Consider the following 13871-nt stretch of genomic DNA (forward strand, 5'->3'; position numbering starts at 1 on the left):
CTATCTAAATAATCGATCAATTGAGGAAAAAATAACTCAATAAATTCGACAAAAAAGGTGGAGATTAACTCCTTAAATAAGCGGTCATGGTCAATATTATTAGTCATGTAATGTCATCTTAACTAATCTGAGCGATGAATGACTACTCGTCCCTATTGTATTCTGAAAAGTCGGTTTTGGCAACGGATTATTATGACCTTACCCCCTTAACCTACGAGGAGAGGGGGATGCTTCCCGCAAAAAACCCCACAGAAAACGGGTTTCTTGAAGAAACCCGTTTTCTCGATAAGAAATTAATTACATTTTCGCTAGATTTAACCTTAAAGTGATTAACAAGCGCAGACATTCCACTAACCGATCACAAAAAAAAACTGGAGCGAGCGCTTTTCGCCACCCCAGTGCTGTCACGGAATTCAATTCTGTATCTAAATTAACACATTATTGGCAGCAAGCATGATTAAGGAAATTGGAAATTTTTCCCAAAGGGGTTTCCAAAGGCTGTTACCTTGACTGACAGGGGATTTCGAGCCTGATAAAGCCAAAGTTTTGGGAGTCTATCCTCGAAAATTAAACTTCGGCGCTGAGATGTTCCCCCAGATGAACGGTTTTCACCCATTTTAAACGTTTAGGACGCAAAGCCATCCGTAGGCTGACACTGGGAATAATAATAAACCAGTGCATCATATAAATCATGCCGCGAATGGTTTGAGCCAGGATGTCCAAACCGAGAGCAAAAGTGAATTTTTTACCCGTATTGACTCGGATTAATCCTGTCACCATCCCCCAGAGAGAAAGGGAAAGAGCCAAACCAGTTAAAGGCGTTAAAATCGGGGCTTGATGCTGGGTAATTGTGATTAAAAGATCGGGAATAGCGGCCGCAGGTAAGATATATTGAACGAGCAAAAAAGCAATTAAATCAAACTTTTTCGGCCAAGGCATGGGAGACTTTAAAATTGCTTTCCAATAGTCGAGATAACGCTGAAAACCACCCTCGGCCCAACGATTGCGCTGATGCCATAAAGCGATCGCAGTTGTCACCCCTTCTTCCGCTACTGCGGGAAAATTTAAGACATTAATTTTCCAATTATCAATATGGAGACGAATAGTTAAATCAAGATCGTCGGTGATCGTTTGTTCATTCCAACCCCCGCAACGATTTAAGGCACTACGACGGACAAATTGACCATTTCCGCGCAATTCTCCGATCCCTCCCACTGCGATCCGTTGCTGTTGGAAACAGCTATCAAAGATCATTTCTACCGCTTGTCCTTTGGTCCAGAAGTTTTCGGCAGCATTGGCGATCGCTTTTCGCACCTGTACCGCACCCACTTCTCGATCGTCGAACATTGGGACCACATGACGCAGTAAATCGGAGGATAATCCCGCATCCGCATCGAATACGCCGATAATTTCCCCGTTAGTCAGGGATAAAACCTGATTCAAGGCGCCAGATTTGCCACCTCCGGCATTAGCAGGACGATGGAGAATTTTTAATTGGGGATATTCTAAAGCAAGGCGATCAAGAATTGCACCGGTGTTATCGGTACTATAGTCATCGACGATCCAAACTTCTAACTTATCTTGGGGATAGTCTAGATGACAGAGATAATTAACCAGCTTCGTGATTACAGTTTCTTCATTTTTGGCCGCTACTAAGAGGGACACCCTGGGGACAGAGGCTAAATCCCAATCTGGCAAAGGAATTGGCGGCGTTTCTGGTTTCGTGAACAGCAGCCGCAAAGCTTGCCCCGATAGTACCATAGTTAAGGCGATAATTGCCCAATAACCCCAACTCAGCCAATGAAGTCCGATAATTATTGTCCAGATCGCCATGAGGCTAAAAGCCGCTTTCTGTCTGCGTCCCGATCGGCCTTGAAAAATTTCGCTCCTAAATTCCTCCTCCTCATCTTCGGGATCGGACCAGTCAGATAGGAGGGAACCAATCGGGTCTAATTCTTCGTTATCATCCTCTCGCGACCAATAATTTTCTGCCATAATCGACTCAGGTTAAGTAACTGTTCAAATAGAAGCTTATTTCTTGCTTTATCTTACCGAAAATTGTTAAAATTTTTAACGGAATCTTAAGTTTTTTCGGTAAAGAAACCCCAGTTTTTCAGGCTATTGGTTCCTTTTACCCGATAAATGCGCTTTTTCGGCTAAGATTGCTTTGTTTACATTCGTTGAGAAAATTTAACATTTATCCCCTATGTCAAACCTGCTCCTCTGTGTCGGACTGATTTGTGGCTCAATTATTTGGGTGGAGATCGTGCGTGATTGCTATCATGCTCTGGCCCACCATTGGCAGCCCCTTTATCGTCTGCACGTCTGGCATCATCGGGTTTTTCGTCCCGATCTGTCGGTAATGAGCGAGGAAATTTATCGTCGGGCGCACTGGTACAATGATGTACCGGAGGCCTTGGTGATGTTGGCTGCCAGTGTTTTACCGGTACTACTGGCCTACTCTTGGGGGTTCGATCGCCCTTGGTTGGGTTGGTTAGGTTCCCTTTATACTTTGGCTTTTCTCAGTACGGCGATCGGTCGAGGTTTAGGTATCGCCAATCTGGAGGAATTAACCGATTTAACCCATCGTCCGGGGGAATTTGAGAGTTTTCCCGCTCAATGGCGCGTTAATCGTACCTACCACTGGCGACACCATTTTGATAACCAAAAGGCTTATTATTGTGGCACTTTCACCTTTATGGATAAATTGATGGGGACGGCACTTTCTCTCAAGGGTAAAACGATCGCCATTACCGGAGCGAATGGAACTTTAGGGCGATCGCTGTTAAAGTACCTACAACTGAAGGGAGCCAAGGTGATCGCGCTCACTTCTGGGGAGAATGCGATCGCTCTTGAAATTAACGGCGAATCAGTACCCGTAAAAACCGTGAAATGGCAAATCGGCGAAGAAACGCAACTTGAGAACCTATTTAAGTCTGTAGATATACTGATTTTAAATCATGGCGTTAATGTCCACGGCCAAAGAACCCCAGAAGCGATCGAATTAGCCTACGAAGTGAATACTTTTTCCGTCTGGCGTTTAATGGAATTATTCTTCAAAACTGTCCGCACTAACGAGCAAATTGCCCGCAAGGAAGTCTGGGTGAATACCTCGGAAGCGGAGGTTAATCCTGCCTTTAGTCCCCTCTACGAACTCAGTAAACGAGCGATCGGTGATATGATTACCCTGCGTCGTTTAGATGCTCCCTGTGTGGTGAGAAAGCTAATTCTTGGCCCTTTTAAGAGTAATTTAAATCCTGTGGGTATTATGTCGGCCGATTGGGTGGCTAAACAGATTATCAAGGCGGTACAGAGGGATAGCCGCAATATTATTATTACTATTAATCCCTTGACTTTTATCACCTTCCCAATTAAAGAATTCTCTGTTTCTACCTACTTAAAACTATTTACTCGTTCCCCAAAAAATCGGGAAAATCCCTAACTATTTATCCTTAATCGGGGATTAAGACTATTTTTCCGCGCACTCTTTCCGATTCACTATAATTATGAGCTGCTGCCACCTGGGAAAAAGTATAGGTGCGATCGATTCTAACAGTTAATTTACCCGATTCGATCGCTTCTTTGAGAAATTGCCAGTCAGACGCTTGTGCTTGAGCAAAAAATATCAGTTTCCCTTTTTGGGGCAACCAAGCACCGAGATAATTTAAGAGGATAATTCCTGGATTTGGGAGGGTGGTTATATAGGTCCCTTGGGGTTTTAAAAGCTGACGACAGTGCCAAAAAGAAGACTTAGCCACAGCATCGAAGATTATATCATATTTCTGCTCAGTTTTTCTCCAATCTTCTTGGGTATAATCGATAACTTTATCTGCTCCTAAAGAGGTGACATAATCGATATTTTTACTACTACAAACTCCATCTACTTCCGCAGAGAAAATTTTCCCTATCTGCACAGCAAAGCTACCCACTCCTCCCGATGCACCATTAACTAAAATCCGATTTCCTGCTTTAATATTGCCAAAATCTCGCAAGACTTGCAAAGCGGTAGAAGCAGCTAAAGGGGTGGCAGCAGCTTCAATAAAGCTCTGATTAGGCGGTTTTTTAACTAATAGGGAAGCGGGAATAATTGCATATTCAGCATAGGTTCTACCGGGTAATTTATTGACAAAACCAAAAACCTCATCTCCGATCTGGAATTGTTCCACCTGACTGCCTTTTTCAACGATAATTCCACTATAATCAAAACCTAATTGCAGGGGAAATTTATTACCTGTGGCTATTTTGAGCATTCCCCGACGAATCTTCCAATCAATCGGATTAATTCCCGCTGCCATAATCTTAATTAAGACTTCTTTCCCTTGGGGAATTGGCTTTTCTATTTCGGTGTATTGGAGAACATTACTATCGCCATAGCGATTGATGATAATAGCTTTCATAATTAAGAAAAAAGTTGGTAAAATAGTAAAGGAGCAAAAGTAATGACCAAGAGAACAAAAATCCAAACTCGTCCCGCTAAAAGATTATAATCTTGCCCTAATCTTGACCAAGAATGACCAGCGATAAAATGACCGAACAGAAACTCAAACCCCACTGTTAATACTAACCAAATTAAACCGATAGTAATTGCTTGACCGGAGGATTCTAGACCCCAAAAATAGACAAGAGTGCCAATATAAAGACTAAAAAAGAGGATTCCTGTCAGGGTAGAAATTTGATGAGCGCGTAGTTCATCGAGATATTTTCCGTAGGTGCTTTCCCTGAGAATACCGTTACTAATTCCTATTACGATCATCGGGAGCCATAGGACAATGTAGCGACTAATCATAAGTTGTTGGTTTAGAACTCGCTCTAATTGGATTATAGCTATATTTGGCTGATAACTTGAGATATTTTGGTAAAAATTAAGATTGTTACTTGCCTAAATTTTCAGCCAGATAATCAACTAGCTTTTTCACTGTTGTAAATTCTTGGCATTTTTCTTCAAGTTCAAGTTCGAATTCTTCTTCTAAAGTCATGATTAATTCAACTGTATCAAGTTCATCTCCTCCCCAATTTGAGACTAATAAACCATTACTACAAGAACCATAAGAACTATAAAAGCTAGAAGAACTATAACTACTGAGGGTTTCCTTAGATTTTAAATAAAATAGTTCATCATCAATATGTATCTCAGACTTTTCCACATCTAATTGATCACTAATTATCTCTTGAACTTTGATAAAAATTGCCAGTTTTCGTTCATTGTCTTGTGACGTTATTTTCTCGGTATCATCATTGTTTTTATCGTTAATAACAGCATTAGCTTTTTGTTCTGCTATTTTAATAGCTTTCTCTTCATTGATTCTCCTTGATTCCAATAGACTGGATTGACTGAAAAATAACTGATATCTCATAACTTCAATTCTAGAATTAATTAAGTTTCGTATTATATGAAATTCTACTTTATGACCACTTTCCTTGTAAATTCTTGTGGCTAAATCCCAAACAATCTGATCGCGGTTTGCTTCTAGCTGGTTTAATTTTTCTTCACTCAGAGATACCATATCATCCAAATACTGATTGATCATCATTGCCAGAATTTGCATCTCATAATTTTTGCTATCTTCATTCATTCGACTAGATCCTCTGCTGCAAAAAATCTCAACCATATTGTATCTTAAGATAAATACTTTTATAAAAAATCTAGGGGTGCATCTCACATTTGCAGAAATACCGACAATCAGCAATTATCGGTGACTCTTAGATGATTACAAATGTATCAGCATCTGGCTGTAAGCATCCCACCGAAAAGCTAATGCGCTCCGGGGTTTGGGTAGGGTTGATTCATGAATCAACCCTACCTTGAATCAACCCTACCTTGAATCAACCCTACCTTGAATCAACCCTACCTTGAATCAACCCTACCTTGAATCAACCCTACCTTGAATCAACCCTAGGGTATCGTCTCGGAGTCTCCCCAAATTGTTAATTTTTTTGGGGATTTAGCTACATCATCCGAAAAATGTCACACTAGAGGTAGGGGAGCGTCAACTATCAGTCATCAGCTTTCAGCAATTTTTGGCTATTTCCCCAGGGTATTGCTGGCAGCCGGTGGGAAAAAAGATTAACTTCAACCCTGACTTTATCTGCTATCGAGGAGGTTAATTCGATGAATAATACGGAAACACTCTCAGTCGATCGGGATACCAACAAACTCTATAATAAAATTCTCGTGGCTGTGGATTATCAAGATGTCACTCCAGAGGTATTGAATACGGCTATTCTCTTAGCGAAAACCTACGCTAGTGAGTTGCGAATTGTTTATAGTCTGTCTAAACCTTTGACTCCCTACACGGAAACTTTTATTTATGGTAATCTGATCGGTTATGGTGGTGGTTATCCCCCCGATATGATCGCCTTGCAACAACAAATCACCGAAGAAATGCAGGCGGAATTACAAGCTTGGTTAAACGGTTTAGTCGATCGAGCTAAGGAAGATAATATCACAGCCCGGGCTGATTATTATATCGGTGATCCGGGGCAGAAAATTTGTCAAGTTGCCCAGCAAGAGGGGGTAGATTTAATTATTGTTGGTCGTCACGGTCGATCGGGTTTATCTGAGTTAATCTTAGGTAGTGTCAGTAATTATGTGGTACATCATGCTCCCTGTTCGGTTTTGGTGGTACATATCACTCATTAATTAGAAAGGGTTGAAATCCATTTTTTGCTGTCCATTGAATCGCACCATCTCTCCCCGTCCAGTAAGTCTTAATCCGGGCCTTTCTCAGTTGATTTCTGGCATTACGGGAGAGATTGTTGGTGACGGCGATCGCTGTTTGAGGTCGAATGGACTCTAACCATTGTTTATCTAGATTGCTTCCCTGCCATAATAACACTAGGGGGCTGAATTCTTGGGATAAATTAACGGGATTTTTCGGGTTGATAATCCAGAGCCAAGATTGATTTTTTACCTGAAATTTAAATAAATTTTTCTCGAGCAATTGTCCAGTAATTTCGCCGAGATTAAATTTTTCTAACTGGGATAAAGTAATAGTTTTTTTGATTGGTATGTCCTCACTGATAGTTGAGAATTGCGCCGAATTATTGACGGTTATTGCTCCTTGTATTTGATTAATTCCCTCCTGTCGCAAAAAAGGCAAAACTGTATAACGTGCTGTTGCGGGTTCCTCCCCATTAATTAAGAGAGTATTTCCTCGATTTTGAATAATTATTACCGGTTGCGATTTGGTGGCTAAAACTGTCACCTGAGTTAAAGTTAAATGCTGATAAATAATCGGTATTAAAATTAAAGTGAGGATAAATAAACCGATTAAATGCCACCGTTGACGAAACCAGATATTAAAGCAGATTAAGGTAAGGCAAATATAAATAATTAACATCACTCCTAAGGATAATTTACCTGTGGAGTAGGTACTAAAAGGAAGCAGACTAAAAAAGTTGGTAATTTGCAGTAATAACTCTAGAGGGTAATAGAGAATACTAGCACCGATACTGCCCAAAGGGGGATAAATTAAGCCTAAAAAGGCAGTAAAAACTCCTCCTAAACTAATCAGGGTAACTAGGGGAGTTGTGATAATATTAATGGGGATATTATAAAGAGCGATCGAGTTAAACGTAAACATTAATAAAGGCATAGTCCAGAGAGTGGCAGCTAGACTAATAGCTATAGGTTCAGCGATTAAATTAGGGAAATAGTCAATTTTATTTTTCAGTAAGGGAACGGTAATAATTAATCCCAAAGTCGCTAAAAAACTTAACTGAAATCCTAAATCCCAAATCCAGAGAGGTTGCCATAATAATAGAATTGTAGCCGCTAGTAACAGGGAACCTAAACTATTAACTTGTCGATTATAAAGCAGACCAATTAATGCGCCAATTCCCATCAAAATCGCCCGCAGAACTGAAGGTTGTAACCCTGTTAAAGTGCCGTAAATTATTAAGATAGTAACGGCAATAGTGAACTGTTTTTTAGGGGATAAATTGCGAGTAACAGTTAAAACAAATCCCAACAAAATAGACACATGAAAGCCAGAAGCTGCTAAAATGTGAGCCAATCCAGTTTTAATAAATAAATCAGTGATTTTTGCTGGCAAATTAACCGCTTGTCGTCCGAGGGTAATCGAACTTAATAAAGTCCCTTTTTCCTGGCCTATTCCTTGAATTTGTGCCTCAACAATGCGCTGACGAATCTGCCAAACTCCCCAAGTCGGTGATTTTTTATTGATAATTATTTCCCCTTTTAAACCAGCAAAAGCACCCTGACGCGCTAGATAATTAGCAAAGTCAAAAGCATTGGGATTATTGGCACGACGGGGACGATAGAGTAATCCTTTAACTGTTATTTCTTGTCCGGGATAAACCTGATTTTCTGCTAGATTTGGTAGAGTAACGTAGAGTTTACCTGTGGATTTTTCCTTTGGTAAATTATTGAGGCTAAATTCCTTTACTTCTAACCAAAATTGTAAATTTTCTCGGCGATTGAGACGAATTTCTGATATAATACTGCCCGTGATTTTAATAGAGTTAACCACATTATTTTTTAAAAGATGACTGATATCGTTTGCGCTGGGGTAAGGAGTGCGAATTTCTAGATAAACAACGGCAAAGATAGCTATTAATCCCGCTATCAGCCAAATTTTTTGCGGGGGACTTTGCCACCAAAAACGACGGATAAAAGTTGTGGTTAACAGGGTAATTAGACTGATAATAACAATTCTAATTACCACTTCTTGCCATCGGTTTAACTGGGGACTAAAATCTAGCAGACCTGTAGATAATAATCCCAAAATATAGGCTAAACCAAGAATAACGCTATTAGGGCGATTCATAGAAATTTTTGTCAAATAATTTCAGAATTAGCGGGCATTATTTTTACCTAATATCAGCGAAAATCGAGATTAAAAAGTAACTTAGCATAAACACTATGGGGATCATTAAATGTAGGTAACTTCAATAATTCCTGCTGAAAATTTTGCCATTCCTGCGTCAAAGGGTGATTATTTTTAGTTAGAGGAGGAAGATAGGTTTGCAAGAAATTAGAGACAAGTTCTTCTTGCCAACTTTGCGATCGAGGATATTCTTTAAGACTCCAATCATCTCCTAATTTAGCTGTTTTGGCTGCGTATTGTACTGCCGCTTCTAGACCACCGATTTGATCAACTAAACCAATTTTAACCGCATCTTTTCCCGTCCAGACGCGACCTTGGGCCACAGTTCTAACCTTGTCTGGGGATAATTTTCGCCCCTTGGCTACCGTCTCGATAAATAAATCATAGAACTGATTAACTGCCGCTTGATAAATTTCTAATTCTTGGGGATTTTTCGGTCTGGTAATAGTAGATATATCGGACAATTTTCCAGTTTTAACCGTATCCCAATCGATGCCATTATTATTAGCAATCTTCTGGATATTTAACAACAATCCAAACACACCGATCGAACCAGTAATTGTATCATTATCGGCAAAAATTCTTTGACCACCCATCGCAATCCAATAACCCCCAGAAGCTGCCACATCACCCATAGAAATAATTACCGGTTTTTTCGCATCTAAACGCTTAATTTCTCGCAGAATCACCTCGGAAGCGGTGGCACTTCCCCCCGGACTATTAATTCTCAAAACTACCGCTTTTACCTCCTCCTTCCCTTGTAATTTTCGCAATTCCTTCGCCAATTTATCCCCACCGATTTCGCCTCTATCTCCCTGACCTTCTACGATTGTCCCTTCTGCATAAACTATCGCTATTTGATCGCTACTATCTTCCTCCTCATCGAGAGAACTAGCATAATTAGCTAAAGAAATTTGCGAAAAGGAGCCAGAGTTTTCCTCCTGATTAGTTTTATTTTTTGCTTCTCCTGTCAAATCCTTTGCTAAAGCAATTACTCGATCTAAATGGGCCACTTCATCAACAAAACCCGCCTTTTTCGCTGTGGTTGCTTCCAGAATACCTTGAGTATCAGAAATAGTTTGCACCTGTTGGGGTGTTAAATTGCGACTTTTGGCCACTGTGGAACTATAATTAGACCAAATTGTATCGAGTAGGGTTTGCAGCTGCTGACGATTCTGGACACTTAAATCCTGACGCGTATAGGGTTCCACCGCACCTTTAAAAGAACCCACTTTTACCACTTGTACCCCCACACCATATTTTTCTAGTGCATCGGCAAAAAAGGTTTGTTGACTACTTAAACCATTAATTTCCATTCTCCCCACGGGATTAATAATCACCTTTTCAGCAACGGAAGCGAGATAATATTCCTTTTCCGTCCATTCCACATCGTAGGCGATAATTTTTTTACCCGATTGGCGAAATTTTGCCAAAGCTTGCCGCACTTCCGTCAGGGTAGCATAGCCATATTCACCGACAGTGCCGCGACCGTAGAGTAACAGACCGACAATACTATCATCAAGGGCGGCCTTTTCGATCGCCGCTATCACCTGTCGCAAATTTAAAGTGATCCGACTCTCACTGGTCAAACTATCGGCTAAACTTGAACTAGGGGGAGCATCGCTGATATTGGTGGCTAAGTTAAAGACTAAGACTGATTTTTCCTTGACTGAGGAGCTATCGCTAGAAATCAGGAAAGAAAGCAGTAAAAATGCTAATCCCCCCACACCTAGGGACGAAAATACCAATAATCCCAATAAAGTTCCCAAGCAACTAGCGAAAGTTTGTTTAAAAAACTGACCCATCGGTTTTCATCTACTACTAATTATCCTGTTTCCTATTGTAGGGATTCCCCGCCCAGAAACAAGTTTTTTATCTGACTGCCTGACACATCTTGCTGAATCACCGACAGGTTAAGACACGGATGCGAGAGAACCAAATTCGGTCAAAGAAATCTTGTTTAGCTGGCTTGGAAGCAAAAATTGGTTCGAGGGATGAAACCCTTATAGAGAAAGACATTCGGCTATTTTTGTCAATTGTTTTCGCTCTAGAACAAAAGTGGTCTAGATTTTTTACTTCTATCTTTGACATTTTTCTTGACTTGAATATTTTTTGAGAACTTTTTTAGTTTCTCACTTTTTCTGCCCGAAGAGCATAAGTATAAATACTTAAGTTATTTTCATTTTATATGCTACCAGTCATAAGCTGTTGACTATCTAAATTGCTCGTTAAGGCTGCAAGGGAGAAGGGAGCAGGGAGAGGAAGTTTGAGCATTTGTACTAAAATTTTCAATCCGCAGTTTAAATTCAGTACAGCTTACTACAATTGGAAGTGCGGAATGTGGGTTAGAGGTCTATTATTGTCGTGCCTCTATCGGCTGAAAATACCGAAAAAAAACTCTTAAGTTATACTAAAATAATTAATACAGATAGGCATCTTCCCAGACGGTGAAAAGGAATTATTGACCCTTGAAAACCACAGTTAAAGTCAGCACACAAACCCAATTACCCCTACATCTAGTTATCACCCATCCCCAGTATCGTTTTATCGATTTATTCGCGGGAATCGGTGGGTTTAGAATCGCTTTGGAGAAATTGGGAGGACGTTGTTTAGGCTATTCAGAAATTGATAAACAGGCCATCCAAGTTTATCAACAAAATTTTATTAGCTATCTCAACAGCGATGAAATTGCTTTCGGAGATGTGAGTAAAATTAGCAATTTACCCGATAATCTCGATCTTATTGTCGGCGGCGTTCCCTGTCAACCTTGGTCGGTGGCGGGATGTTTACGGGGATTTGAGGACCCCCGGGGAAAACTCTGGTTTGATGCGATTAAATTAGTCCAGAAAAGTCAACCGAAAAGCTTTATTTTCGAGAATGTCAGTGGGTTAGCTAGTCCTCGCAATCAGGAGAATTTAGAGTTAATTATCGATGAATTAACCAGCTGTGGTTATCAAGTTTACTGGCAGTTATTAAATGCCTACGATTTTGGTTTACCCCAGAATCGCGAGAGAGTTTTTATCGTAGGAATTAGAAAAGATATAGACAACTATGATCGGTTTAAATTTCCTTTACCTTTGGGTATCCATCCGAAGGTTTTAGATATTTTAGAAGACATCAAGAATATTCAACCCGTCGAGAAAGTCAAGTTATCCGCAGATACTTTATTTAATGGTTTTGTTCCTCCATCGAGAACTCGTTTTCAAAAAGAAGATGAATTAAATGACTTTTTTATTTTTTCTGATTTAAGAAATGGTCACACAACTATTCATTCTTGGGATATTATCAAAACTACGGAACGACAAAAAAGTATCTGTTTAGCTTTGCTGAAATTAAGACGCAGTAAAAAGTATGGCGAAAAAGATGGTCATCCCGTGGCTTTTTCTGCTTTTTTGGAAATTATACCCGATCTAAAAATCGAGGAACTAAATCAGTTAGTTTCTCTGGGGATTTGTTGGCAAACGCAGGAGGGGAAGTATGAATTTATTAACTCGAAAAATATGACGGGAATTAACGGCATTTATCGGATTATTTTACCGACGGCCGATATTATTCCTACCCTAACCGCTACGGGTGCTAAAGATTATATTGCTACTATTTCAATTACCGCTACTCATCCCCAAGAATACAAACAATTGTTTTTAAAGAAAATCTATAAACCCAAAAAGTTTCGAGAAATTACTCCCCAAGATGCGCGTAAATTACAAGGATTCCCCGATAATTTTATCTATCATCCACAGCCGGCTATCGCTAAAAAACAATTCGGAAACGCTGTTCCTGTACCAGTGGTGGAGGCAGTAGCAAGAAATTTACTAGAAATAATTTTACCAAATTAATTATCTAGATAATTACGAAACTTTTGTCTATACTTGTTGATAAATGCTTGATCTTTTTGAAGATCAATAAAAGCTTCTTTAATTAATGACCAAGTATTGATTTTACCAGAACAAAAATCCCAAAATTCATTTTCAACCCATATATCATGATGTTCCTCTAGAGGATACATTTTATTTCCCTGTGATTGCCACCATGTTTGAGGTAAGAAAGGATTAAAAGGAATAACAATTCTTGTGTGAATACTTGCTAAAGGTTCACGGGACAGCCGATAACAATACCAATCTAACAACTGGTCGCTAAATCTAGAGCCATCTCCCCTATTGGGATGTGTAGCTTTTAAATCAAACACATACTCAATGTTGTCTTTGATTAAATAAATATCTACTCCATGACCAGAAGGAGGATCGATATAATTGAGGTTATTCCTATTTATTTTCTTAGCTACTACTCTAAGTCTTTCAATGCACTCTGTCATGGATATTTTTTGTTCTTTCGATTTTCTGAGACTTTTTAAATTATCGAGTTCACTTCTTAAGTCTTGAGGAAATGGACTAGGTTGTAAAAGTTTTTTATCCTGCTTATATAAAATACGAAATCCATTATCTTTGGCTAAAAAGTTTGCTAATTTTTCCCAGAAAGTAGTTCCCATGCTTGTCGTTAGTCCAGTCATCACAGAACTAATCTGTCTCTCCTCTGGAAATAAATAATCTAAAATATGATGATTCCTAGGTTTGGGTTTTTTAAAATAGTTTTCTATTGAGTTTTTAATTAGCTTTTGAATTTCTATCACTAACTGGTTATTATCCATACTGAATTGCAATTAATCAAATTTATAGATAAGCAAAAAGATCAGCAATAGATATATCAAGTGCTTTGGCTAACTTTTCGATATTTTCTAAAGATACATTACACTTACCAAGTTCAATACTGGAAATATAAGTTCGGTGCAGTTCCGCTTTTTCAGCTAAGATTTCTTGAGATAAGTCAAGTTCTCTTCTGCGTCTTCTGATAGCTTTACCAAAACGATGTTTGATATCTAAGGATTCTTTTTGTGCCACAGATCAATTATCAAGAAAGTGTATGAGACATTTCTACAGATTATAATTCACATTTTGCAGATTATAATTTACATTTTGTCTAAAACATTGGTTCGTTCCTCTGAAAGTACAATTGCTGCTATCGCTT

At 39.3% G+C, this 13871-nt stretch carries 12 protein-coding genes; 4 read left to right on the plus strand and 8 right to left on the minus strand.

Annotated features, from left to right (window positions below; translation table 11 throughout):
- Positions 1-134: 134 nt before the first annotated feature.
- Entirely contained in the window at positions 135-329 is a 195-nt protein-coding gene (locus tag EWV66_RS11835; protein ID WP_052275514.1) for a hypothetical protein, read from the plus strand.
- Positions 330-567: 238 nt separating this feature from the next.
- Here EWV66_RS11835 and EWV66_RS11840 read toward each other — a convergent pair whose 3' ends face one another.
- Positions 568-1995, minus strand: a complete 1428-nt coding sequence (locus EWV66_RS11840) for a glycosyltransferase family 2 protein (protein ID WP_052275515.1) — start codon at positions 1993-1995, stop codon at positions 568-570.
- A gap of 211 nt (positions 1996-2206) precedes the next feature.
- Between EWV66_RS11840 and EWV66_RS11845 the strand changes: the two genes are divergently transcribed.
- Positions 2207-3442, plus strand: a complete 1236-nt coding sequence (locus tag EWV66_RS11845; protein ID WP_052275516.1) for a bifunctional sterol desaturase/short chain dehydrogenase — start codon at positions 2207-2209, stop codon at positions 3440-3442.
- A gap of 10 nt (positions 3443-3452) precedes the next feature.
- Here the strand turns inward: EWV66_RS11845 and EWV66_RS11850 are convergent, their stop codons facing one another.
- The 3 genes from EWV66_RS11850 to EWV66_RS11860 all read right to left on the minus strand — a co-directional run bounded on the left by EWV66_RS11850 (position 3453) and on the right by EWV66_RS11860 (position 5573).
- Positions 3453-4397, minus strand: coding sequence for an NAD(P)-dependent alcohol dehydrogenase (locus EWV66_RS11850; protein ID WP_052275517.1), 945 nt, complete (start codon positions 4395-4397; stop codon positions 3453-3455).
- 2 nt (positions 4398-4399) lie between these two features.
- Positions 4400-4786 carry a hypothetical protein gene (locus tag EWV66_RS11855; RefSeq protein WP_287107664.1) on the minus strand — a complete coding sequence of 129 codons (387 nt, stop codon included), beginning with the start codon at positions 4784-4786 and terminating at the stop codon, positions 4400-4402.
- An 85-nt stretch (positions 4787-4871) separates the two neighbouring features.
- A complete protein-coding gene (locus EWV66_RS11860) occupies positions 4872-5573 on the minus strand; it encodes an acyl carrier protein (RefSeq protein WP_287107663.1) in 702 nt (233 codons plus the stop codon).
- A 536-nt stretch (positions 5574-6109) separates the two neighbouring features.
- On the opposite strand from EWV66_RS11860, the gene EWV66_RS11865 reads away from it, so the two are divergent.
- Positions 6110-6640 carry a universal stress protein gene (locus EWV66_RS11865; protein ID WP_052275520.1) on the plus strand — a complete coding sequence of 177 codons (531 nt, stop codon included), beginning with the start codon at positions 6110-6112 and terminating at the stop codon, positions 6638-6640.
- Here the strand turns inward: EWV66_RS11865 and EWV66_RS11870 are convergent.
- Together EWV66_RS11870 and sppA are read right to left on the minus strand one after the other, a co-directional pair.
- On the minus strand, positions 6630-8789 hold the full coding sequence (locus EWV66_RS11870) for a ComEC/Rec2 family competence protein (protein ID WP_052275521.1): 2160 nt from the start codon (positions 8787-8789) through the stop codon (positions 6630-6632). The two genes, EWV66_RS11865 and EWV66_RS11870, sit on opposite strands and share 11 nt — an antisense overlap.
- Before the next feature lie 53 nt (positions 8790-8842).
- Positions 8843-10654: a signal peptide peptidase SppA gene (sppA, locus tag EWV66_RS11875; protein WP_287107660.1), complete on the minus strand. Its 1812-nt coding sequence runs from the start codon at positions 10652-10654 to the stop codon at positions 8843-8845.
- A gap of 663 nt (positions 10655-11317) precedes the next feature.
- On the opposite strand from sppA, the gene EWV66_RS11880 reads away from it, so the two are divergent.
- Positions 11318-12685 carry a DNA cytosine methyltransferase gene (locus tag EWV66_RS11880; RefSeq protein WP_052275523.1) on the plus strand — a complete coding sequence of 456 codons (1368 nt, stop codon included), beginning with the start codon at positions 11318-11320 and terminating at the stop codon, positions 12683-12685.
- Here EWV66_RS11880 and EWV66_RS11885 read toward each other — a convergent pair.
- A complete protein-coding gene (locus tag EWV66_RS11885) occupies positions 12682-13494 on the minus strand; it encodes a TdeIII family type II restriction endonuclease (RefSeq protein ID WP_045357158.1) in 813 nt (270 codons plus the stop codon). The genes EWV66_RS11880 and EWV66_RS11885 overlap by 4 nt on opposite strands.
- A gap of 22 nt (positions 13495-13516) precedes the next feature.
- On the minus strand, positions 13517-13744 hold the full coding sequence (locus tag EWV66_RS11890; protein WP_002796518.1) for a helix-turn-helix domain-containing protein: 228 nt from the start codon (positions 13742-13744) through the stop codon (positions 13517-13519).
- Positions 13745-13871 lie beyond the last annotated feature (127 nt).

It is taken from the genome of Microcystis sp. M_OC_Ca_00000000_C217Col, from assembly GCF_007095585.1.
Classification (GTDB): domain Bacteria; phylum Cyanobacteriota; class Cyanobacteriia; order Cyanobacteriales; family Microcystaceae; genus Microcystis; species Microcystis panniformis.